This window comes from Bacillus mesophilum (assembly GCF_008923265.1).
GTDB classification, from domain to species: Bacteria; Bacillota; Bacilli; order Bacillales; family Cytobacillaceae; genus Cytobacillus; species Cytobacillus mesophilum.
Genome location: NZ_WBOT01000004.1, coordinates 112,487 through 137,327, shown reverse-complemented (window position 1 = coordinate 137,327; position 24,841 = coordinate 112,487). Strand labels below are relative to the sequence as shown.

Genomic DNA, 24,841 nt, shown 5'->3' with positions numbered 1-24,841 from the left:
TTCCTCCATTCTTATTTTCGGAGCACTGATTTACGATATTCCATCGGTGTGATGCCGCACATTTTTTTAAACACCTTGCTAAAATAGTTGGGGTCATGATAACCCGTTTCAAAGGTGATTTCTTTTATACTTTTCTTTGAATCTCCTAATAAGCCTTTTGCCTTCTCCATACGGCATTGTGTTAAAAAATCAATATAATTTATCCCTAGCTTTTCCTTAAACATTTTACTAATATAGATGGGACTTAATTCAACAAGCTGTCCTAAAGATTCGAGAGAGATATCTTCATGTGAATGTTCGAAAATATATTGTTTCAGTTTGTGGAACGTGTCAGCTTCAAGACGATCATAATGGATCACATATAATTGTTTCATTCCTTCAAACATATGGTCAGTAGCTCTCTTAAGCTCACTGACATTTTTTAACTCATACGAATAGACAGGTGTTTCAACTTCCATGCCAAGCTCACTCATTACACGGGCAGCCACCCAAAGCACTTCGAGTACTCGCTGCTGTGTGGAGTGAATGGAGGTTCCTTTCTTTTCGTAATAAGTAATCATCTCACTTACATACCGTTTGATGTATTCCCACTGACCCAATCTTATTTGATCTGAGAATTCTTTGCGCTGATGAATCCGTGGCTTTCCATCACTTTTATTTCCTATTTTAGGCACATCCTCATAGAATCGATATTTCACAGGAAGAGATGTGTCCATCGTGGCGATTAATGCGTGCTGATATGACTGTCGGATTTCTTTCAGACTCTTACATACACTGCCAATACCGATAAACCATCCATCTGTTTTAGCTTTTGATAAAGATATTAGTTCACGTGCAAGGTTCAACGCCTGTGACCGATATGTTTTTTCATGATCACAGCATATAATGATGGGAAGCTGATTTCCATATATGGCACCGATCCAGCCCGTTTTTCTGCTTCGAATTTTTTCTTTTACCAAAGGATAAATATGTTCTTCTCCTGCCGGCACTATTAGCAGCATCACATACATATCCGTCGTATATGGAATTTCAAGCATCTCCACAAGCAGATCAACATGGACATCGTGAACATGATCAAATAAAAGCTGTGTAATGATGTCTGTTTCAGCTAGCGCAAGGGTTTTTTGCTGCTGAATCCTCCGTTTTTCCAAAGAAAGATGCTCAGCTTCAATTTTTTCCAAAACCTTTCCAATCACAGAGACAATATCACTGGCACGGCTGGGTTTCAGTAAATAATCCTTTACCCCCAGCTTTATCGCCTGATGTAAATATTCAACTGTATCATAAGCTGTCACCATAATAAACTGAATGTCAGGAAATTCATCTTTAATCATTTTTACAGCTTCCAGTCCATTGATCCCTGGCATTTTTATGTCCATTAAAATCAGATCAGGATGAAAAGTTCTGGCCATTTCAGCTGCCTCCTGCCCATTCCTGGCCTGTTCAATTAGAAGTGTCGAGAAGCTGTTCTCTAGTATCGCCTGCATCCCTTCTCTTTCAATTTGCTCATCATCCACCAACAGGAGTTTCATCATGACATTCAACTCCTTGCTTATTTATTTTCAAGACCACTTTCGTCCCGCTTCCTTTCTCACTTATGATCTCAATGACATCTTCGCATCCATAAAATAGCCGCAGTCTTTTTACAACATTCGGAAATCCAATTCCAGTTGAATGACCTTCTGTCTGAACTGGCCGCTCTTCAAGAATTTGCTGAATTTTTTCTTCTGGCATCCCATTTCCGTTATCCTCTATTTCTACGAGGACAAAGCCACCTTCCTCTTTTATGCGGAAATAGATAACCCCGCCTTCAATATTCGGTTCAACTGCATGAATCACAGCATTCTCAATAATCGGGTGCAGCGTTAATGCTGGAATTGGCACATTCAGACATGCAGGATCAACGTCGATATGCAGCTGAAGGCGATCTGTAAAGCGCGCCTTTTGAATATCCATATATTGCTGCAGTACCAGTACTTCTTCTTGCAATGAAACAGAGCGGTCCAGTTGTTTTAAGTTATAGCGAAGAATCCCTGCCACACTTACGAGAAGATTACTTGTCTCCTCTGAACCTTCGAGATACGCTTTTTTCGAAAGGGTATTTAGTGTATTGAATAAAAAATGCGGATTTATTTGACTCTGCAAGCCTCTAAATTGACTTTCCTGCAGAAGAATTTTACTTTGCTGCAGCTCCCGTTCAAGCTGAGCTTTATGTTTCATTTCGGAAATTAACCCATTAATATTGATTCGCATCCGATCAAAGGTTTTCGCTAAAAAAGCAATTTCTCCCTTTGTTTTTATTTCAATTGGCAAATCGAACCTTCCTTTGGATAACTCGTTTGCTGCTTTCGTCAGCTGCAAGACTGGTTTTGTAATACTTAAAGAAAACCAATAAGTCGCCACAAGCAGTAAAAGTGTAATCAGGAGCAATATCCATAATCCCAGTTTCAGCACTTCCTCCGATTGTGCAATAATGCCGCGGTAAAACCGATCATACGTTTTAAGCTCTTGATCTAATAAAGTTAACGTCATTTCTGAGATATAAGTTGAAATCCTTGTCGCCTCTGAAAATTCCTTCGTGTATGCTTCATTATCTCTTTCTCCGTAAAACAGAAGCAGCCGATCAGTGGTCTCTGTAAAACTATCAATCATATGCATATAATTGGTTAACGTAAATTGATTTTCTGCATTGCTTAAAGTGGATACTTCATCTTTCGTTTCTTCTATATGTGCCATGCTGTCATTCAATTGGGCAAGCTTGACCTCCGCAGGATCCAGCAGATAGTTGTTCAAGTCTGTGATTACTTGCTGAGTGGCATTCGTCATTTCATTCATGATTAAATATCGCTGCAGAATATCATTATATTGATTATGCGTTTTATAATTGTAGTATGTAAGCGTTATCCAAATTGTCGACATAAAAACCATAACAATCGTTGTTAACATTAATATATTTCTTTGAATACTGCTCATTGCATGTTTCCTGCTTTCACAATGTGAATATCGGTATAGTATCCATTGATATTCAGCGGAACGGTTTCCCCATCTAACCACTCAAGGAGCCTTTGAACACCAATTTTACCCATCATTTCCGGATCTTGTTTTACGATGCCATCCAGTTTTTCCTCTTCAAGCAGCGGCTGAAGTTCTGGACCATCGTCAAAGGTGTAAAGAAACATTGGTTTTATTTGAAAACGTTTACTAATCTCTTGAATCATCGGCCCTGCCATCTTCCCATTTAATGCAATAAATGCTTTTGCATCCGGGTACGTGTTTAATACCCCCTGTGTAGCAGCAATAACGGGTTCTCGCGTATGTGCTGTTTCCGTTAGAACGAGCTTAATATCCGGATATTGGCTGAATTCATCCTGTATACCTCGCAGCCTTTCCTCCTGATAAAATTCAGAATGACTATCATACAGCAGCACGACACTTCCAGCCTGGCCCATATCCTGAATTAAACTTGATGCCAGCATTTTTCCGGCCTTGAATTGATCTGATCCTACATAAGTTTTACGAAGACTTTCTGTCATTGGCACATCATTAGCGATCGTTATAACCGGAATGCCATAAAAGGATGCTTTCACTTTCGTCATTTCTTTAAACTCTTCTGTATCTAACCCTTGGAGAATTAAACCATCAACCTTTGATTGTATAGCAATATCTATTTTTTTTAGAAATTCTTGTTCATTATTATTATAACTGCCCCAAACCTCAAGGCTAACAAGCTCCTCTTCAGCCTGCTGTGCTGCGCCGCCGGCAACTCCATCCCAAAAGGGCGTATCTAAATCTTGAGTAATTAATACGAGTCTTCGCTGTTCCTCTCCTTTTATCGAGCTGATTTTCTGTGAATCTGAGCGAAGAATTTTCTTCGCAGAATCTACTGTTAAAAAACACAGTGTAATCAATACACTGATCAGCAAAATAAGAGCCGCTTTTTTTCGCAATCGAAATGACCCCTTCCCCCTATGCGAATCTAAGATCATTTTATCATGACCATAAAAAATTTGGATATTAGTATTTTTGGATAAAATAGGCCGACCAGGTGCACAATTCGAGGATTATCAGATTTGGGGTCTAGCTTTTATCTAGATGAAATAATAAAGGGGACTTATTTTTTATAGCCCCCCTTGCAATCTATCTTTTTTTCCTTGTCATAACATCAAAAATAACTGCTCCAGCAAGCACTCCGCCGCGGATCATATATTGATACGAAATCCCGACACCAAGCAAGTTCATCCCATTTGTCAGTGAAGCCATAACAATTGCACCAATGATGGCACCTGTTACCTTTCCAACACCGCCAGCAGAAGAAACCCCGCCTACGTATGCAGCAGCAATTGCATCCAGTTCAAATAAAGTTCCTGCTGTTGTCGTCGCAGACTGCAGCCGTGCCGTAAACAAAATACCTGAAAGAGCCGCCAGCATCCCCATCGAACCAAATACAATATAAGTAATCTTTTTGACATTCATACCGCTCAGATGGGCTGCTTCTGGATTGCTTCCCACCGCATAAATATGACGTCCCAGCACGGTCTTCGTTGTAAGAAAGTGATAAAGTATTACGACAAGCAGCATAATGATCACTGTCCATGAAAAACCATTATATCCTGCTAAAATCCATGTAATATAGGCAATAATCGCCGAAACAAAGACTAATTTTAAGACAAAGATACCTTTTGAAACAACCTCAAATTCATACTTAATTTTATTTTTTCTGTTGGAGAACTCACTATAAATATAGAATAAAATACCGGCAATCCCGACTAAAATAGAGAGCAGATGCAGCCCGCTGACTTGCAGCAGAGATGGGATATAGCCATTTCCAATCGCATTAAACGTATCATCCTGAATAATAATGGTTCCAGTTTTTTCAGTTACCTGCAATAACGCTCCGCGGAAAATGAGCATCCCTGCCAATGTGGCCACAAAAGAAGGAATCCCAATTTTGGCAACAAGGACCCCATTTAACAGTCCCACCATTACCCCAAGAATTAAAATGATTGGAATGGTTAAAAACACGGACACACCGGCCTGTGTTAATAAAATTGCGGCAATGGCGCCGAGAAATCCAGCTGCATAACCAACTGATAGATCAATATGCCGGATGACAATCACAAGTGTCATCCCGACAGCAAGCACCGCAATATAACCTGCTGAATCTAATAGATTACTAATGTTGCGGGAAGACATGAAAAGGCCGTCCGTCATAATCGAAAACGTCAAAATAATAACGAATAAAGCAATATACATGCCATAATCACGAATATTTTCACTAACGAGCGTTTTTGCTTCGTTAAATAAGTTCATCTGTTTAACCTCCTATTGCGTTGCGAGTTCCATGATTTTCTCTTGATCGGCCTCTGCTATTGAAAGCTCACCTTTGATCTCTCCCTGTGCCATCACATACACCCGATCACTCATCCCCAGCACTTCTCCCAGTTCAGAGGAAATCATGATAATACTTAATCCGTTTTCAATCAGCTCATTCATAACCGAATAAATCTCAAACTTAGCTCCAACATCAATTCCTCTTGTTGGTTCATCTAAGATCAGCAGCTTCGGCCCTACAAACAGCCACTTTGCAAGTGATACCTTTTGCTGATTGCCGCCGCTTAACTTGCCAACATTCTGTTCAATAGAAGAAGCTTTTATATATAGTGACTTTTTATAGCTTTCAGCCACTTTGATTTCCTCATTATCATTAATCACCCCGCCAGAAGCGATATGATGCAGATTGGCTGCAGAAATATTGTTTTTAATATCCTGAAGAAGGAAAAGTCCATCTCCCTTTCGGTCCTCTGTCACATATGCTAATCCAGATTGAATCGCATCACTTGTATGCTTAAATTCTTTTAACTCTCTATTGACCATTAAGTCCCCTTGAAGCTTATACGACTTGGCATTTCCAAAAACGCTAAGAGCCAGTTCTGTGCGCCCGGAGCCCATCAAGCCCGCAATACCGATAATCTCTCCCCGCTTAACATGAAGATTGACGTTTTTAACGACATTTCTGCCTAATTGCGGATCATAAGCAGACCAATTATGCAGCTCCAGAATTTTCTCTTCTGAAGTGTGTTTTGGTCTCTTTGGATAAATATCATCGATTTCGCGGCCAACCATATTTTTAATAATGACGCTCTCTGATATTTCACCCTTCATCGCATCAAGTGTGCAGACGGTCTCTCCATCTCTCAGCACTGTTGCTTTATCAGCAATTGAGATAACTTCTTTGAGTTTATGAGAAATCATAATACTTGTAATTCCCTGGTCCTTTAACTCCGATAAGAGATTTAGGAGGTTTTCACTGTCATCTTCATTGAGAGCGGCTGTTGGTTCATCTAAAATCAGCAGCTTTACATCTTTTGTTAGTGCCTTAGCGATTTCTACAAGCTGCTGTTTCCCAACACCTAAATCCTTCACAAGCGTTTCTGGATTCACCTGTAAATTCACTTTTTGCAGCATTTTTTTCGCTTCAACAATGGTCTGATTCCAATCAATGACACCGCCATTTTTCACTTCATTGCCGGCAAAAATATTTTCATAGACTGTTAAATCCGGGAATAAGGCCAGCTCCTGATAGATAATGGCAATTCCCTCTTTTACACTATCGCTTATTTTATGAAACTGCTGTACTTTTCCTTCAAAAACGATATCGCCTTCATATGTTCCATAAGGATACACACCGCTGAGCACCTTCATTAAGGTTGATTTCCCAGCACCATTTTCACCTATTAAACAATGAATTTCTCCTTTTTCGACTTTAAAGCTAACATTGCTTAAAGCTTTGACACCCGTAAAGCTTTTTGAAATTGAGTTCATTTCTAGAATATTTTGAGCCATACTTTCACTCCTATCACCTAAGCGGATGTGTACATCACTTCACCCGTTCACATTCTTCACCAGCAAGGGGCTTAGAATGGCGAAATAGTGATAGATTGCTCTATCACTACCTGCCACCAGCAATCTTACAGTCCTGTAAATTCGCTTGCCTCGTAATACTCTGAATCAATTAATTCCTTCTGCACATTTTCTTGGTCCACGACAATGACGTTTGTCTGCTTTGCTTTGACTTCAACTGCGCCATTATCATAAGAACCTGTTGTTTCAGGTGTATCACCGTCTAGAATTGAAATCGCCATTCCCATTGCATCTGTTACAAGGGTACGTACATCTTTAAAAACGGTCATAGATTGTTTGCCATCAATGACATATTGAATGGACGCTTTTTCTGCATCCTGCCCTGTCACTGTGTAAGAAGAAATATCACCATCAGAAGCAAACACATCTGCAATTGAACGAGATGTTCCATCATTAGGTGCAAGGATTGAAATATCGCCCTTCATATCAGCTCCAACAGCAGTTAAGTTCGTTTGCGCTTTATTTTTTGCTTCATTTGGATCCCAGTTTGTTGTTACCTGGCCAAGAATTTTACTCATTTCATCGCGTGTAAGCTCTGCCTTGTCTTTTAGCGCTTCTGCTTCACTTGAATTGGCAATTTTAAAAGTGCCGTCAGCGATTTTAGGCTGAAGAGTGCTCCATGCTCCTTCAAAGAATAAGAATGCATTATTGTCTGTTGCTGCTCCTGCATACAAGTAAAGCGGTACATCTGTGCCTGATGCTTGATCGATTAAATATTGACCTTGTGCCGCACCAACAGCAACGCTATCAAATGTTACATAATAATCTACTGCGTCTGTATTTGTAATAAGACGGTCATATGCAATAACCGTAATGCCTTCTTTCTTTGCAGCCTCTACAGCAGAAGCCGCTGCATCACCGTCCTGCGGACAGATAATGAGAACATCGATGCCTTTGCTGATCAATGTTTCCACATTTTCCTTTTCTTTTGCTGAAGAGCCTTGGCTGAATAGTATTTCAGTTGTGTAGTCAGAATCATCTAAAGCAGCTTTGAAGCGTTCTTCATCCTGAACCCATCTTGGTTCATCCTTTGTCGGCAGGACAATCCCAACATCTACTCCGCTGCCGCTTCCGCCGGCACCGCTGCTGCAAGCTGCAAGCATCGCTGCAAAAAGTGTAAAAACAAGCAATAAGGACAATCTCTTTAAACGTTTTCTCATTCTGAAACCCCTTTCAAAATTGTTTGTCTGTTTACACTTTTTATTATATTTCGGCAGGGGTTTATTTTGTAAGCGTTATCAATAGTAATCTTTTAGCATTAACTGGATTTTTTTATTATTTGAGGTTTATAGGTTGAGGATGGTTATGCAGGATAGAAAGAGTTTTGGATGAAAAATTACATATTTAATATTTATTACTTATTAATAAAGCAGGATCACGCTATGTTATGTTGGTTGATTGAAGCGGAAAGCGGCGAGACTCCTGTGGGACGCGTGGGAAGGTGAGACCCCACAGGCGCATGATGCGCCGAGGCGGCTCACCTCCCGCCCCGCGGAAAGCGAGCTGCCTGAAGTGGAAATCAACCTAGGCAGAAACTCTTAAATTTTTCCTCTGTTTCCTAAATACCGCTTTCCAAACTATAAAGTTAGCAATTAATAAGATGCCTAAGTATAGATACGAACCGTAGCTCAGCTGATTAATTGCTAAATAATGCCCGCCTGCTAATAGTCCAACAGGAATGAACAATATAAATGATTTCCACCCTTGAGAATTGCCCACTTCTTCAAAGGGTTTCGAAAAAGGAATCCTACTCCCAAAACTAACATAACAAATCACTGTATATAGGAAGCCTGCCACGAGAACAGCTGCTAAGTCCGGAATAATTCTTGTTCCATAAATGATGCAGAAAATAATGCCTAAAACAATATATAGCGGAATATAAAGCGAAATTAAAAAGGCTTTTAAACTGCTTTTACGTAAATTGGTATAATCGTCAATCGGAAAAATTTTATACACCCAGGAAGCCTTATACTTACTCGAATAGCCTAACATGAGCACTGTCGTTGGGATAATCAGCATACTGAAATAAATATTCAGATAGCTGACACTTTCTGTGAAATCAGCTTCCCCGCCAGCTGCAACGTTAAATATAAAGATAAATGGAATTACCAATGAAAAACCTAGTGATGGATAGACCTTCAGCTTAAACTCCCGCTCCTGCTTCATCATTAAGGACGTAAAGCGATAGAAAGCTCTTTCATCGTTCGTTTTGCAAATGATTTTTAACAGCAATTCTTTGAGATGATTTTTTCTTTCTTTTTTTGATTTGCTTGAACTTAAGAGTTTCTGCAGATTTCGCTCAAATGTCGGAATAAGTTTCATATATAACCAGATGGATATAATAGGAACGACGATAGCTAAAGTGCTAAAAGCAATTGTCATAATGGAAGTATTTCCATTCAGCAATAATTCGTAAGGTGCCGCAAACCACATGGGAATAAGGAAAATACTCCACCAATGATAATCTGCCACCATATTTAAATCGACAAATTCAAAAGACCTGGCAAGGAATTGATACCCCACCATCAGCACTAAAGATAAGCCAATTTGCACATAATTAATCATATCTTTTAGCTTTTCTCCATCAAAAAACTTCAAAATGGCAATATATAAGATTGCTGTGATAACAACAATAAATATATTAATAAGGATCAATTCTATAATGGTTATAAGGAAAAAGAAGATTCCTTGCCTAAATAGGCTAACCACAAGCGGAATGGCTGTCAAAGCGATCGATAAATAAGATAAATAAATGAAAATATGCATAAACTTAGCCGCATTGATTGTTTTGGCAGAAATTGGCTTTGTTAATAAAATACTTCGATCTCTAACATCAAGTAAGACATTGGAAAAATCAGCAATCATCGACGTCATAATCATAAAAATAATAATGGCATAAGCAATACTAAGCTGAAACAGATAACTGTCTCCAAAACCCATAAAAGGAATTAGAACAAGACCAATAAGAACATAAATCCATAGTGATTTCATGTATCCATACTTTTTGTCCTCTTGCCCTTTTTTGTTGGCATCTTGATTAAAAAAAGTGGGTACTCTGCGCTCATCCATGGTCAATTTGATCTGGAGAATTTTTCTCATGGCAGTATAATCCACACCGATTTTCGCAAACAAAACCTGAAATTTATCAAGCAGCTGTAAGGTTTTAAAATCGTCCATTACTGCACCTCTTGAACAACGGAAACAAATCTTTCGCCAATTTCCTTATGATTATTAAAGCCTGTCAATTGATTAAAAATACCTTCAAGCGAGCCGCCCATATGCCCTGCTTGCAGTTGTTCAAACGTGCCATCTGCTGCAATTCTCCCATCATTCAGCAGGATAATGCGGCTGCTGATTTTCTCAACGACATCCATAATATGTGATGAGTAGAAGATTGTTTTGCCCTCTGCAGCAAGCTGGGCCAGAATCTCTTTAAAAATCATCACACTATTTGCATCGAGACCATTAATCGGTTCATCTAAAAATAATAAATCCGGGTTATGTATGACACTCGCAATAATTAGTAGCTTTTGCCTCATTCCTTTTGAATAAGAAGAAATCCTGGAGTGATACACTTCTCCTATTCCAAACAGCTCCATTAAGGACTTTGCCTTTTCTGCAGCCACATCCAACTCCATGCCGTACATCTGTCCAATAAAAGTCAAATACTCGTAACCTGTTAAGTTATCATAAATATCTGCTACTTCAGGAACGTAGCCGATTCTTCTTTTGTATGCTATTCCGCTTTTTTGAATATCCTCGCCAAACAGCTCTATATCTCCTCCGTATTCTCCTTCAATCCCTAAAATCATTTTAACTGTCGTACTTTTTCCGGCACCATTAGGTCCGATATAGCCAATAATTTCTCCTCTTGAAACACGCAAGTCTATGCCTTTCAGAATCTGCTTGCTTCCGAAGCTTTTCGTCAAATTTGTTATTGTTAAAACTTCCTGCTCGGCCATTCCATATACCTCCCATTCATTTTCCAGTTACTATAACATACGGATGAAAGATAAAACAGTTTCTAAAATTTAGATTTATTGTGCAAATTTTGCTTTCTGAGGATAAAATGATGATGATTTTGATACTCTATGGTACTTGCTTTCTACCAGGGAAGGTGCCGAAACTCTGCATCGCTACCTTTCTGTGGGTTCTGAAGCTCCCCGTTTATAGCCTTTAAGAAAATTTTTTATAATTTGAATTTGTCACTTGAACCTCTAGTTCCTAGAGGTTTTATAATAAACACATACTTTTAAGAAAGAGGGATGATCATGGATAAAGGCAATTCGTTTTCTATTGGGCAATTCTCTGAAAAAACAGGGATCTCTATTCGAACTTTACATTATTACGATGAAATTGGCCTCTTAGTACCTGAAAAGCACCCCAGTTCTGGCCACCGAATTTACAATCACGATGATATCCTGACATTGCAGAAAATTATTAGCCTTAAATTCCTTGGATATAGTCTTGATAAAATAACAAACTTATTAAAAGAAAGCAGTTTTACTGTAGATTTAAATGAAACATTAACACTTCACTTGGATGCATTAGAAAAAGAGAAAGAACGAATTCAGCAATCAATAGCAGCTATACAAAGGGTAATCAAGGTACTGCAAGCGGAAGAAGAAATAGACAGCACAATACTATTCACCCTAATCCATAGCGTGCAAACAGAACAAATACAGGCAAATTGGATGGAACGTCATATGCCGACAGATATTAAAGATTGCTTATTGCTGAAGACAGAGGATGATAAAGCCAAACTAGATCAAACGTATATTCAATTATCCAAGGAAGTAAAGGAGCTATATGGTAAGCCTTTTGACGATCCAAAAGTCCAAGATATGATCAGTGCCTACATTAAATCCTCTTTTGAATTTCTCGGAGACGATCTGATAGAAAAACTCGCTAATACTAATATAGAAGAAATTGATATCAAAGAACTGGAAGAAATGACTCAAAATCCATTTACTGAGGAAGAACAAGAATGGCTTAATTTAGCGATGGAATATCATATGAAACAAGCTGGGTTAGAATAGCTCTTTTATCTGATGGCGGGTACTTATTCTCGCGCTTTGTGCCCGCCGGCTTCCTTTTTTATGGTTGACGGGCACTTTCTCTCGCGCTTTGTACCCTTCAGCTTCCTTTTTTATGGCTGACGGGCACTTATCCACCCGCTTTGTGCCCATCGGCTTCTTTTTTTATCGCTGACGGGCACTTTCTCACGTTCTTTGTGCCCGCCGACTTCTTTTTTTATGGCTGACGGGCACTTATTTTCCCTCTTTGTGACCGCCGGCTTCCTTTTTTATGGCTGACGGGCACTTATTCTCCTTCTTTGCGCCCCTCGGCTTCCTTTTTTATGGCTGACGGGCACTTTCTCACGTTCTTTGTGCCCGCCGACTTCTTTTTTTATGGCTGACGGGCACTTATTTTCCCTCTTTGTGACCGCCGGCTTCCTTTTTTATGGCTGACGGGCACTTTCTCTCGCGCTTTGTGCCCTTCAGCTTCCTTTTTTATGGCTGACGGGCACTTATCCACCCGCTTTGTGCCCATCGGCTTCTTTTTTTATCGCTGACGGGCACTTATCCCTGTTCTTCGTGCCCCTCACCTTCTTTTTTCACAACTGACAGGCACTTTCACCCCCTCTTTATGCCCCCCACCTCCTTTTCCCACACCTAACGAGCACTTTCATCCTCCCTTAAACCAACTTAGACCACCACCCTGTCATCCTGTCATCCTTTCTTCCTTAAAAAGCAAAAACCCGAACTATTTTAACCATAGTTCGGGTTCACATCTTATATCTCAGATTCTCAGAACACTTACTTATATAGCAGAAACTGCTTTCTTACTTTTAAGAATGAACGTAATTCGTTTTCCCATTTGTTTTTCATTTCTTCCACAGACTTCCCTGATTCAATGTCTTCGCGTACCCATCCATTGCCGATTAGCTGGTCGAAGAAGGAGATTCCGCTGCTGTTTTCGGCTCTGAATTCAAATTGATCAGGGTATAAATCATGAATTGTTTTAACAATTTGCAAGCCTGCCTCAACTGGTTTAAAGTCATCACGATCGGTAATATGGATTTGGACTCCATGTGAAAGACTGCCTGCGTGCTTAGAGAATGTCGGTGTGAAAGAGGCAGCTCTGAATGTTACTCCAGGCAGCTTCTTTTCATTTAAGCTTTTAGCAAGGTCATCGCCATTGATAAAAGGCGCCCCAATAAGTTCGAATGGCTTTGTAGTGCCGCGGCCTTCAGATAAATTGGTTCCCTCGATTAAAGCACCGCCAGGATAAGCTAATGCTGTATCCAAGGTTGGCATATTCGGAGATGGCATGACAAATTCCAGAGGCGTATCATCATAATACATACTCCGCTTCCAGCCTTTCATTTCGACCACCTGCAAATCTGCACCAATTTCAAATTCTTCGTTAAAGAGCTTTGCCAGTTCCCCAACTGTCATCCCGTGACGGAGCGGAATAGCGTAATTGCCGATAAAGGAAGAATATTTCATATCCAGTACAGGTCCCTCTACCTTTAATCCCCCGAGAGGATTGGGCCTATCCAGAACAACAAAAGGGATATTGTTTTCCTTTGCTGCTTCCATTGCATAAGCCATTGTGTATATATACGTGTAGAACCGGGTCCCTACATCCTGGATGTCAAAAAGCAGAACATCTACTTCTTCGAGCATTTCTGGTGTCGGTTTTCTCGTTGCGCCATATAAGCTGTAAACAGGCAAGCCGGTTTTTTCATCAATATAATATTCAACATATTCTCCTGCCTGTGCACTTCCCCTTACTCCATGTTCAGGTCCGTATAATGCAACAAGATCTGTTTCTGGATCCTCGTGCAATACATCAACAATGCTGTTTAATGATTGATCAACGCCTGTTGGATTCGTAATTAAGCCGACTTTTTTGCCTTTGATTAAATCCTTTTCTTTATCTAATAACACCTCAACGCCTAATTGAAAGCTTTTCCCCTTCTTTTTCTTGTCATTCTTCGCTGAAACGCCTGCTAAACCGGAAAGCACTAATGTCATGGTTATTAAGAAAATGATCCATTTCTTCATTCAAGCATCTCCCCTCAAATGTTTCCCAGAAACAGCAGATCCCTCTTACGAACCCGCTGTTTCTAAAGAACTTTTTAATAGTTCAAGCCATGCCCAAATTCATATAATGTATTTCCCTCATGATCAGGTATGGTAACAGGCAATTGGCCGCTTGGAGTGATCTCACCGAAAATTGCTGCTGCAGAAGCCTGGAAGCTGGCCGTTCTAAATCCGTATTGCGCGATGTAAGCATCCACTTCATTGAAAGACATGATATCGTACGGGTTGCGAATTCCAACTGCAATGACAGGCGCCTCTGTCTGGGCTGAAATATCTCGGATCATTTTCATCTGCGGATGGTCGTAAGCGCGGCCAGCTACATTGGATGTATGTGAACCGACTATGACAGCATCTGCATTTGCGATCGTTTCTTTCTGTTCATCGGTTAGTACAAAGTTAGACGCTACTGTAATAACCTCTGCATTCTGATGATACTTTTTAATTGCATCACCAAGCTCTCCAATATAGCTGCTGCCTACTACAGCAATTTTTTGTTTTTTATTAGCATGAAGCGGAAGAACGCCGTTATCATTTTTAACCAATGTAATGGATTGCTGTGCCGCTTCTTTTTCAATTTGTTTATGTTCTTCAGAGCCCACTACTTGCACCGCATTTGCAACTTTATCTTCAATGGACTGCGGCTTTTCCTGCTTGATTACACCACGGTCAAGTTTTAACTTTAAGATTCGCTGTACAGATGCTTCAATTCGATTTTCAGAAATATCACCTGTTTTCACTGCCTCTACAAGTCCTTCGGCAACCTCCTGCAAGCCAACAGGCATAAGAACAATATCTGTTCCCGCTTTCACCGCTCTGATTGCCGCATCAACAGGCCCAAAATGATCTGCGATGGCTTTCATATTCATGGCATCGGTTGTTATAACTCCTTCATATCCCATCTCATCTCTCATCAGCTCTGTCAGCACTTTATGCGATAATGTCGCAGGAAGTGAAATTTCTTCCCCCGTTTTTTGTGAAATTACTTTTGTATCATCAATGTTCGGGAATGTGACATGAGCCGTCATGATTGCATCAATTTTTGCCTCCATTGCTTTTTGAAATGGATACAGTTCTACTTCTTTTAATCTTTCTAGGTCATGCGGAACCTCAGGCAGACCTAAGTGTGAATCGACTGCCGTATCTCCATGTCCAGGAAAATGCTTGGCCGTTGCTGCCACACCTGATGCTTGCATGCCTTTTGTATACGCAACACCCATTTCGGCGACAAGCTCTGGATCTTCTCCAAACGAACGTACGCCAATCACCGGGTTATCAGGATTATTGTTTACATCTAATACTGGTGCAAAATTCATATTAAAACCAAGGGCGTTCAATTCCTCACCGATTGCATGCCCAACTTTTTCCGCCACTTCAGCAGAGCGGGTCGCTCCTAATGCCATATTGCCCGGCATGTCGGTGCCTGATTGAAGACGGGTGACGATACCACCCTCCTGATCAATGGTCATTAGAAGTCCATATTTTTCAGAAGCTTCTTCATAGGCAGAAACCAGCCTGGCTGTTTGCTCTGTTGTCACAACATTTTCTCTGAAAAGAATAACTCCGCCAAGATGGTAATCCTTAACGAGCTGTTCGATTTCAGGGAGCATTTCAGTTACATTTTCTCCCTCCCAAGTTCGGAAATCCGGCATAAGCATTTGTCCGACCTTTTCTTCAATGGTCATAGAGTTAATAGACTTTGCAATTACATCATACTGCTTGCCTTTTTCTTTCTTAAAAAATGGTTCTTTGGATTTGTGATTTCCTTTGAATTGAATGGCAATTCGATCACGATCCTTGCCGGCTGATACTGTAATAAACGTATTTCCTTTTTTGCCGGTGAGTGTAATTTCACCATTGCTGCTAACAGTTGCAACATTTTTATTAGAAGACTTCCATTTTAATGTTTCGTTATTGACTGTTTTGAATTGGCCATCGTTATAGACATTCAGGACAGTCAGTTTATAACCATCAGCGGGCTGCCGATCTAAGTCAGGCACATTTTCCAATAAAATAAGATCTTTTGTTTTGCTCTTGGCTGCCTGTACCCCAGCTGGCAATGCCATAGAAGCAAGCAGCAATATTGTCAGGATACCTACAAGTCCATTCTTTAAGAAGTTTTTCATGAAGAGAGCCTCCTCTATTTAATATCTTCTTTTTTCCCAGCCATCGGTTGATAGTTTCAATTTCATGTCCTTTCCATTTGGCTGCTTAATCATTGCGTCATGGATATACCAGCCCCGTCCGTTTACAGTTGCATCTGTATCGTACCGGAAGCGGATATAGTTGCTTCCTTTCGGGATGAGAACTGTGCTCTTCTTCCAATCAATACTGGTTCCTGTGTAAGGAGCTCCTATAGCTGTCCAATTCTCACCATCTTTTGAAACCTCAATGTATCCATAATCGCTCTCATTCTCAATTCTGTACCAAGTATCAAAAGTTAATACTGCACCTTTTTCCGCCTCAACTTTGGCAGTTAAGGTGCGATTAAGCTCATCACCATAGCCAGAAAACCACGCTTTCTTTTTAGAAGGCATCGCCACAGGAATGGCATCTGCTGTTAACCTGGCAACCTGTCTTCTGGCAGGATTTGTAGAAACCGTCTCACGGGTTGGATGAACCCGGTTTGTCAGCAGAATGCTGATGGTAGCGTTATTTTTGTTCACTACAATGGAAGTTCCAGTATATCCTGTATGACCTAAAGTACTGCCTTCAGATAAGGCATCCATATACCAGCCTTGGCCCAGCTCCCAGCCGAGACCATGGTCATCTCCAGGAAAAGCTTCATTCTGGTTTTCCTCCAGCAGCTTCACGGTCTCAGCCTTCAAAATCTGCTTGCCGGCATATTCGCCCTCATTTATAAACATATGAGCCAGTTTGCCTAAATCCTCTGCTGTTGAAAACACACCAGCATGGCCAGCTACTCCCTCAAGTGACCAGGCATTTTCATCATGCACCTCACCCCAGACAAGACCTCTGCCAATTGAGGACTGATCTTCTGTTGCAGCAATGCGGGGCTTCAGTGATTCAGGCGGGTTGTACATGGTATCCTTCATTCCTAGTGGTTCGGTAATATGCTTTTTAACAAACACATCGAGACGATTACCTGAAAGCCGTTCCACTAATGCACCAAGTGTAATCATATTTAAATCACTATACGTATACTGAGTGCCAGGTTCTGCTTCTAATTCATGCGAAAATACAAGCTGTAATCTTTCATCACGGTTATTCGCTTGAGAATACAGTGGAATTCCAGGTTCAAATCCAGAAGTATGCGTCATAAGCTGTCTGATCGTTACTGCTTCTTTTCCATTCTGCTCAAACTCGGGAATATAGAGAGAAACAGGATCATCTAATTGAAATTCCCCTTCTTCATATAGCTTCATTGCCGCTACAGTTGTAAAAATTTTGCTGATGGAAGCCACGTCAAAAATCGTATCCTCTTTCATTGGTATAGGATTGTCTGCTTCAGTGAACTCTCCATCGGTATACTGATAGGCGTTCCCATAAGCCTCATGCTTTACAATATGACCTCTCCTTGCCACAAAGGCGACTGCACCAGGCATCGCTCCTTCTTCAATCAGCGCTTCGATTGCCGGATCCATTTCCTTTAGAGGCTGTTTCATCATTCCTGCACTGCGCGGTGAACCTTTATGCAGAACAGGTGAAATGGGCCCCGGACGATCCCAGGAAAATAGCGGATGCATCCTTTGACTTGATTTTTTCTTTTTTTCCATCGATTCCATCCCCGGAGGTTCATTTAATGGATGTTGAGCCATAACGGGATCTGCTCCTGACATTAAAACGGATGTAGTGAATAAAATTGCGGCAACAGTCATTGCTTTTCTTTTCATTGGCACACCTCCATTTATTTATGACAGCACTTACATTTGTGCTTCCCTTTTAGGGTATCGAAATAATAGTATAGTTGTCTATACCAAAATAGTCTTAAAATTCAGATGGTTCTAATTATCTAGAGAGTGAAATAACTTCTAAAATTCATAAACGTATATATACTTGCCATATCGTTTTCCAAACATACAAGAAGCGGAGACGACTTGGTAGTATACCTGCCAGACAGGACGTCCCCTTCAATGGTCATCACACATCCATTCATCATAAAAAAAGAACCTGCCTTTCATTAAGAAAGAACAGGTTCTGAGTTTTTATGGGTAGTAAATTGGTGAATCAGTTCCAATTGGAATACCTGTCAGCATCCAAATTAACAGCATCCCTACCCAAGCGATTGTAAATGCGATGGAGTATGGAAGCATAGTAGAAATCAAGGTACCAATACCAACCTTTTTATCGTACTTCTGCGCAAACGCGATGACGATTGCAAAATACGGCATTAATGGTGAAATAACATTCGTTGTTGAATCAGCAATACGGTAAACCAGCTGAGTAAACTCAGGTGAATAACCTGAAAGCATCATCATTGGAATAAATACCGGCGCCATAATTGCCCATTTAGCTGAGGCACTTCCGATAAATAAATTGATGAAGCCTGAGATCACAATAAAAGTCAAAATCAGCGGAATGCCCGTAAAGCCTGTTGCGTCAATAAGGTCAGCACCCTTAACGGCAAGGACAGTTCCAAGATTTGATTCAGTAAAATACGCCACGAATTGAGAGGCAACAAATGCCAATACAATGTAAGAGCCCATTGTTGACATGGTATCTGCCAGCTGGCTAGCTACATCTTTATCATTTTTGATTGATTTGGTAATTCTTCCGTACACCAAACCAGGGATGAAAAACATGATAAGGATTACAGGCACAAGCACACCTAAAAATGGAGTATCAACAAAATTTTCTTGTCCTGCACGTAATGGTCCCCAAGATGGGATAACCAATAGTGCAATAGCAATACCCGTTACAATTAAAGATAATAATGCTCCCCATAAACCTTTTTTCTCTTCTGGCTTTAGATAGGAAACATCTTCAGCGACATTTCCTTTATATGTGCCCAGACGAGGCTCAACAATCTTATCAGTAATAATCGTACCAACTATGGTAATAAGGAAAACAGAGGCAATCATGAAATAGTAGTTCATAGCATAATTCATGCCTGCTGCATATTCCGGATCAATGATTGCTGCTGAATCCATTGTTAAGCCGCCTAATAGCGGGTCCAATGAAGTCAACAGTAAATTGGCGCTGAATCCGCCGGAAACCCCTGCAAATGCTGCCGCTAATCCTGCGAGCGGATGCCGACCAAGTCCGGCAAATAATACCGCTCCAAGAGGTGTTAATACTACATACCCTGCATCAGCAGCCATACTGGACATAACACCGCCAAATACTAAAGCAGCTGTCATTAATACACGCGGAACACTTGTTACCAGGCCGCGAAGTGCCGCACTAATAAGTCCTGAACGTTCTGCAATTCCAATTCCCAGCATTGTCACAAGAACTGTGCCGAGTGGAGTAAATCCAGTGAAGTTAGAGACTGCGCTTTCAAAAAGGTATAAGATCCCTTCTGAGTTTAATAGGTTTTTGACTTCTATCATTTCTCCTGCGTTCAGCGGGTCTTCTACTTTAAGGCCAGCAGAAGCAAAGATAGCAGACAAAACAACTACTGCTACAGCAAAAAAGAAAAACAATGTAACCGGGTCTGGCAGTTTGTTGCCGACACGCTCAATTACATTTAGAAAACGCATAACGAAACCATTCTTTTGAGCTTTTTCCAAGATTAAACCTACCCTTCAATTTAATAAAAATGATAATTTTTATACATAAGTTAGTATAGACAATAGTTTCATAGAATGGAATAGATATGGAAGTATTCAAAATAGTAATATAGTTATAAATATTATAAAAATGTTTAGAGTTAATTTCTCTTTAGCGATTAAAGTCCGTACTATTTTCGGTTAGATTCATATTTTTTCTACATATCCAGTAGATTTTTTAAGCGTACTGCTTAATCTCTTAGTTAAAGCTCTCCAGTAAATATAATATTTAATCTTATATAAAAGTAATGAATGTCTAATTATATGAAAAGTATTTCTATACACGAAATATACAAAATTTATTCATATTGTTCACAGTGACTGAGACTGAGCTCAATAATTATTCTATAAAAAGGATTTGATGTTCGTTCTTCCATTGTGCTGCGGCCAATCACTTCTTGTGGTGATGCAGAGTTGTAATAAAATCCCAGTGAAAAAATGCAATTAACTCCTTGTTTAAATACTTTGAAAAAAACCATTTTGAAAAAAGATTTTATTAAGACCTAATTTATAAAAAGCTGTATAAAATTTAGGCTGGGACAAAATGAAATTAATATTTCTAAAACACGAATATTCAATATCTCAATTTCGGTATTTAATCAAGACTGTTCCATTGCGCTGCGGACCCTCGCTTTCCGCGGGGAGCAAGCTGAGCCTCCTCGTCACTTCGTTCCTGCGGGGTCTCACCCTTTGCTCTGCAGCCCGCAGGAGTCGAGGGCCCTCCGCTCCATTTCACTCATGTAAATAAAATATATTTTATAATTATAAATAAAAAAACGAATGATTAGAAAGATGACCTTCCTTACCATTCGGTCCAATAGGTGTGTTAGTTACTTATGTCCCAGCCTCTTACTTCTTTTTTCAATAAGCGCGCCATATTGTTGAAGACCGTTATTGAACTAAAGCACCCGATAGTTTAAGTACAACGCTTCACAAACTAATTATTACTTAGATTTACCGAAATTACAAAATAGGAAGCGTTCCCCTTCTCTATAGGAAACGCCTGTTACGTATATAGTACTTTTAATCAAACGTTTGGCATTGTTTTTCGATTTCTTCTTGTGATATATGTTTCTCAACTTTTACATTCGTCACTTGTAACCCTGTTAGGTTAGAATCTCGTACAGAAAAAGTAAGTTTATCAAAATCCCCACCGTGGTGTCCAGAATAATTTAAAGCACTAGCGAAAATGATGTGTCTCCTGGGGTCCCCATCAATGGGTTCAATTCTGATTTTAGGACACATAAAAAAATCTGAATAAGATGGCTCCAATTCATTTAAATAACGTGTATACAATGCTTCTTCCAGCAATTCTTCTTTGGTGGGTCCATACGATTCTTTCCTCCATCCTACTATGAGCCAATCATAAAGAGATTGTGACTTTAATTGTATTTTTTGACTATTATCCGAAACAATTAATTCTCCATCTTTAGCCGTGCAGGTTTTCTGCATAATCTCAACTTTGCACGTATATGCTGGTTCAATTGTAATCACTTCATCATTTGCCATTTTTAAAGTCATTTTATTAGATGGATTTTTTGATGATATCTCGATTGTTCCATTTACTCGGCTAGAATTATTAAGCCAGTGTACTACTTTTCTCAGTGCACGTTCTTGAAAACCATCGTTGATACTGAATACACGCCGTTGCCCAGAATCATTTTCAATTTTAATGTTTTGAACCTCTTCATACTTTAATGAATTTGTCTTTAATTGCTCAAAAAAAAGAAGTTGTTGATTCATATTATTCGTTGCTTCAGTCGTTTGGATGTGTGAAATAATTAAACACCCTATGAGGAGTGGAATTATAAAAATATATTTCCTCATAATATTGATTTTCCTAAAACTATATAATCATCTCTTACATTCCAAGTTGTATCATCGTAAAAATTGTTCGGTCCCAAAATGAACAAGTGGGTAACCTCCTTGCTTTTAATATAATCTCATTTTTAGTTTTTGAAATAACATTATCCATTATTCATATCCGACTAAATGCCCCGTTTGCGAAATAAGAAAAGCTGCCTGAATTGGCAGCTGGCTTGAATATAAGACCCGTATGCTCGAGAGTAACATTTCACAAATATAAATAAATAATGGAAAGTGGGAAAAAATACTTGAAAAGGAGGTAAACAAATGAATAAATGGTTCATTGCCCTTGCTATTCTCTGTATTTTGGTTACTGGTCCATCGTTTCAAGCTAAAGCCTTAACATTTGATCATCTACCAACGAACCAAACAAGCAAACAGTGGTCTGTCCAGATTGGAAAAGCAATAGAATCTAAGGGTTCAGTAAAACCGGAAATAAGTAAATTTCATACATATTCTTTGAATCTTAATAACATCGGGGAAGATGTACTCACTGTTAAAGTTAATATGTATAGAAATGAGCCTGATTCAAAAACAAAATATTCTCTTACTGGTTGTTCTGATGAAAAGGATTGTAATCAAAATAGCCACGAACAAGCAATGGCCTTGGCTAAACAATTGAACGAGAAAATGCCTTATATATATCAAAATTTTCCTTTAGCAGAAAAGGCAACAGAATTAGAGGTTGAAATTATTTGGATGCCAAAAGAAAACCCAGGCAGACTGTTAAAAGAAACATTTGTATTTACTCAATAATAGTATGGAAAAAACAAGGGGAAGTATTTTCTCCTTGTTTTTCCAATTTAATTAGACATTCAGTTACCTCTGTTAATTTCCGACTTTGTTATTTATGTTCATCTTCAACTAAACTGCCCCTTTTGTTACATAAGAAAAGCCGCCTGAATTGGCAGCTGATCTTGAACATAAGCATCTGTTTGTTTAAGTGAAGTTTATTACAAACTTCTTTTTTTACTACAGCTATAAAGTTTTGAAAGTAATAAATATCATGATTATGGTACTATTTTCGTTTAGAGGACACTCTTATATAATAACCATCAGGATCAATGACTCTAAAATCAAGCATCCCCCAAGTTTGTAGTTTTAAATCAGATTCAATTGAATTAGGATTTTTTTGTTTTATATTTTTATATATCTCTTCAACTTGATCCGTTATAATGATAAATTCTACACCACCACCCATTTTAGCAAAGTTATGCTTTTTAAAATAATGATTGTCATCTAAAACCTCAATTGAAGTTAAAAGAAGAAAAGATTCGTTGCTAATAAAACTTACACTTTTTTCTCCCTGTTGTGATAATTCAAGCTTTAAAAGGTTTTGATAGAAAAAAATTGATTTCTCAATATCGTTTACAAAGAACTCAATTCTAAATGCCATATTAATACCTCATATTATTTATAGATTGGTCAAATTCTTTTCAAACTTCTAAATTCAATATATTCTATTAAAATCCTTTTTTCCTTAGCTAACCTGCCCCGTTTAGTCCATTAGAAAAAAGCCGCCTAAATTGGCAGCTGTTCTTGAACATATCACTCTAAATGGTAAAAGCAAAACGGATTTTTTCTATTTACCTATGTAGAGTTCTTCCCATTCTTCTATAGATACCTTATCAATATTTCTTAAATGTTCAGGTATTTCAATGTAACACATTAATTCTAAACTGTTTCCATCAGGATCTTCAAAATATACAGAAGCATTTCCTTGATATGGTCTTACAAAAGGTTCTACTGATGTTCTACCTCCGAAAGGAACAGCTGAAATACCTTTACTTTTTAACCATCCTAACGAACTTTTCATATCCTCATAAGAAATAGTAAAGGCTAAATGCCTTAAAGAAGGGTGGTATAGGGTTTTAACTTCTTTCCCTTCCCATAACCCTACCCAACTTTCCCCTTCAACTATCCAGAAGAATGCGGTATCTGAACTACGCCAGGCAAGCTTTAATTCTAAATTATGATAAAACTCTATTGATTTATCTAAATCTTTTACAGGTAAATGGGCTTCATAAATCCCTTTAATCATTTATATAACCTCCTTACATTTAATTTTAAATAGTCACCAAATTATTACCTCCATGTATAGATTGAAATCCCCTACAACTTTAGCTGTAGAATTAATGGGACCTCATATTCTCTATTCAACAAACCTGCCCCTATAGCTCCATAAGAAAAGGCTTCCCATTTATTTAAGGAAAGCCCCTGTTAGTTGAAGGAGACTTCATTTTTCAAATCTCACTAATGTTTTTTCAGGTATACTAATTTTGTCTATGTCAAAGTTTTTTAGTTGGAGAGTTAACTCTCCTTCCCGTTCTTCATCTTCTTCCCCAACCCAACAACTATATAGTTCGAAATAATCCCCTTTTACGAGAAATTCATCCATAATTTCACAGAGTCTAATAAGCTTTTGCTTTGATTCGTTACGAACACTTTCGTTTGTATATTCCGAAATGTTAATTCCCCAATCAGTTGAAACCTCGTAAACATAAGGGGTAGTTAATTGATGTTCCCTAACAGCTATTCGGTGGCTTTCATCCGAAAAACAATTTCCTATAATGATTATATCGTTTGAATCTTCATCGCTAAGTGGAACTTCTACTTTGCAGCCAATATAGCTTGCCAAACTCATTTTCAGTTCTCTCCTTTTTAACCCACTTCAACTATTCTGCATATGTCTAAGTAATTTTCATTTTTCTTTATGTTTTCCAACCCAATAATGTTTCAATCTTTCTTCAACTACCTGTCCATAGTTTAATTAGGTTTCTTCACAAATAGAACTCATAGTACTTATCACAAGATTTTTGTCCTTTGCGCCCATTTGCTTTAGCAAAAATTATTATTTTAATTGTTTTTCAAGTAAAGACAATAATTTTGTTTGGGCTTTCTCACTACGAATAATTTTTTTAACCCGAATGTTATTTTGTAAGTAAGCTCTAACGTTTCTATTTGTCATAAATAATCTGTGATATCTCTCGTCATCGTATATTTTTTTAAACCAAGTTTCTTGTTTTAACATTTCAATATTTTTATCAATTTTTCTTGTATCCAGAGCACCTGTACTAACACCAAGCATATTTGATAACAAATCAGATAAAAGGTCAAACATTAATAAGTCACACCTAAAATTAATTAAATTTATTATTGATTATAGCTTTTTCTTATTTAACAAACCTGCCCCGTTGGTTAAATAAAAAGCTG

19 protein-coding genes are annotated in these 24,841 nt (G+C 38.8%); 2 read left to right on the top strand and 17 right to left on the bottom strand.

All coding sequences use genetic code 11. The features are described from left to right. Positions 1-11 precede the first annotated feature (11 nt). From F7732_RS13825 to F7732_RS13790, 8 genes are all read right to left on the bottom strand, one after another. Positions 12-1,535 (bottom strand): response regulator, encoded by a 1,524-nt coding sequence (locus tag F7732_RS13825; protein ID WP_151574626.1) that lies wholly within the window; start codon positions 1,533-1,535, stop codon positions 12-14. Beyond that, positions 1,510-2,973 (bottom strand): sensor histidine kinase, encoded by a 1,464-nt coding sequence (locus F7732_RS13820; RefSeq protein ID WP_151574625.1) that lies wholly within the window; start codon positions 2,971-2,973, stop codon positions 1,510-1,512. Before F7732_RS13820 ends, F7732_RS13825 begins: the two co-directional genes overlap by 26 nt. After that, complete coding sequence (locus F7732_RS13815) at positions 2,970-3,947, bottom strand: sugar ABC transporter substrate-binding protein (RefSeq protein WP_151574624.1); 978 nt, start codon at positions 3,945-3,947, stop codon at positions 2,970-2,972. Before F7732_RS13815 ends, F7732_RS13820 begins: the two co-directional genes overlap by 4 nt. A 190-nt stretch (positions 3,948-4,137) precedes the next feature. After that, the gene (locus F7732_RS13810; RefSeq protein ID WP_066450072.1) at positions 4,138-5,310 is read right to left on the bottom strand and encodes a sugar ABC transporter permease; all 1,173 of its coding nucleotides are present in this window, start codon (positions 5,308-5,310) and stop codon (positions 4,138-4,140) included. 12 nt (positions 5,311-5,322) lie between these two features. After that, complete coding sequence (locus tag F7732_RS13805) at positions 5,323-6,843, bottom strand: sugar ABC transporter ATP-binding protein (RefSeq protein ID WP_151574623.1); 1,521 nt, start codon at positions 6,841-6,843, stop codon at positions 5,323-5,325. Positions 6,844-6,968: 125 nt separating this feature from the next. Further along, positions 6,969-8,081: a sugar ABC transporter substrate-binding protein gene (locus tag F7732_RS13800; protein WP_151574622.1), complete on the bottom strand. Its 1,113-nt coding sequence runs from the start codon at positions 8,079-8,081 to the stop codon at positions 6,969-6,971. Positions 8,082-8,445: 364 nt separating this feature from the next. After that, positions 8,446-10,098, bottom strand: a complete 1,653-nt coding sequence (locus tag F7732_RS13795) for a hypothetical protein (RefSeq protein ID WP_151574621.1) — start codon at positions 10,096-10,098, stop codon at positions 8,446-8,448. Beyond that, positions 10,098-10,883, bottom strand: a complete 786-nt coding sequence (locus tag F7732_RS13790) for an ABC transporter ATP-binding protein (RefSeq protein WP_151574620.1) — start codon at positions 10,881-10,883, stop codon at positions 10,098-10,100. The genes F7732_RS13795 and F7732_RS13790 overlap by 1 nt, the downstream gene beginning before the upstream one ends. Before the next feature lie 309 nt (positions 10,884-11,192). On the opposite strand from F7732_RS13790, the gene F7732_RS13785 reads away from it, so the two are divergent. Then, positions 11,193-11,960, top strand: coding sequence for a MerR family transcriptional regulator (locus F7732_RS13785; RefSeq protein ID WP_151574619.1), 768 nt, complete (start codon positions 11,193-11,195; stop codon positions 11,958-11,960). A gap of 780 nt (positions 11,961-12,740) precedes the next feature. On the opposite strand, the gene F7732_RS13780 is transcribed toward F7732_RS13785, so the two are convergent. From F7732_RS13780 to F7732_RS13760, 5 genes are all read right to left on the bottom strand, one after another. Then, positions 12,741-13,994 carry an exo-beta-N-acetylmuramidase NamZ family protein gene (locus tag F7732_RS13780; protein WP_151574618.1) on the bottom strand — a complete coding sequence of 418 codons (1,254 nt, stop codon included), beginning with the start codon at positions 13,992-13,994 and terminating at the stop codon, positions 12,741-12,743. Positions 13,995-14,068: 74 nt separating this feature from the next. Beyond that, positions 14,069-16,156: a glycoside hydrolase family 3 N-terminal domain-containing protein gene (locus tag F7732_RS13775; RefSeq protein ID WP_151574617.1), complete on the bottom strand. Its 2,088-nt coding sequence runs from the start codon at positions 16,154-16,156 to the stop codon at positions 14,069-14,071. A gap of 18 nt (positions 16,157-16,174) precedes the next feature. Continuing rightward, entirely contained in the window at positions 16,175-17,884 is a 1,710-nt protein-coding gene (locus F7732_RS13770) for a serine hydrolase domain-containing protein (protein WP_151574616.1), read from the bottom strand. Between the two features lie 312 nt (positions 17,885-18,196). Further along, positions 18,197-19,693, bottom strand: coding sequence for an AbgT family transporter (locus F7732_RS13765; RefSeq protein ID WP_192913038.1), 1,497 nt, complete (start codon positions 19,691-19,693; stop codon positions 18,197-18,199). 1,092 nt (positions 19,694-20,785) lie between these two features. Further along, positions 20,786-21,589, bottom strand: coding sequence for a hypothetical protein (locus F7732_RS13760; protein ID WP_151574614.1), 804 nt, complete (start codon positions 21,587-21,589; stop codon positions 20,786-20,788). 306 nt (positions 21,590-21,895) lie between these two features. Between F7732_RS13760 and F7732_RS13755 the strand changes: the two genes are divergently transcribed. Continuing rightward, positions 21,896-22,384 (top strand): hypothetical protein, encoded by a 489-nt coding sequence (locus tag F7732_RS13755; RefSeq protein WP_151574613.1) that lies wholly within the window; start codon positions 21,896-21,898, stop codon positions 22,382-22,384. Positions 22,385-22,646: 262 nt separating this feature from the next. On the opposite strand, the gene F7732_RS13750 is transcribed toward F7732_RS13755, so the two are convergent. From F7732_RS13750 to F7732_RS13735, 4 genes are all read right to left on the bottom strand, one after another. Beyond that, entirely contained in the window at positions 22,647-23,024 is a 378-nt protein-coding gene (locus F7732_RS13750; protein WP_066448707.1) for a VOC family protein, read from the bottom strand. Positions 23,025-23,210: 186 nt separating this feature from the next. Further along, positions 23,211-23,669 (bottom strand): VOC family protein, encoded by a 459-nt coding sequence (locus F7732_RS13745; protein ID WP_151574612.1) that lies wholly within the window; start codon positions 23,667-23,669, stop codon positions 23,211-23,213. A 195-nt stretch (positions 23,670-23,864) separates the two neighbouring features. Then, positions 23,865-24,272 (bottom strand): KH domain-containing protein, encoded by a 408-nt coding sequence (locus F7732_RS13740; protein ID WP_151574611.1) that lies wholly within the window; start codon positions 24,270-24,272, stop codon positions 23,865-23,867. A gap of 207 nt (positions 24,273-24,479) precedes the next feature. Continuing rightward, positions 24,480-24,749: a hypothetical protein gene (locus F7732_RS13735; protein ID WP_151574610.1), complete on the bottom strand. Its 270-nt coding sequence runs from the start codon at positions 24,747-24,749 to the stop codon at positions 24,480-24,482. Positions 24,750-24,841 lie beyond the last annotated feature (92 nt).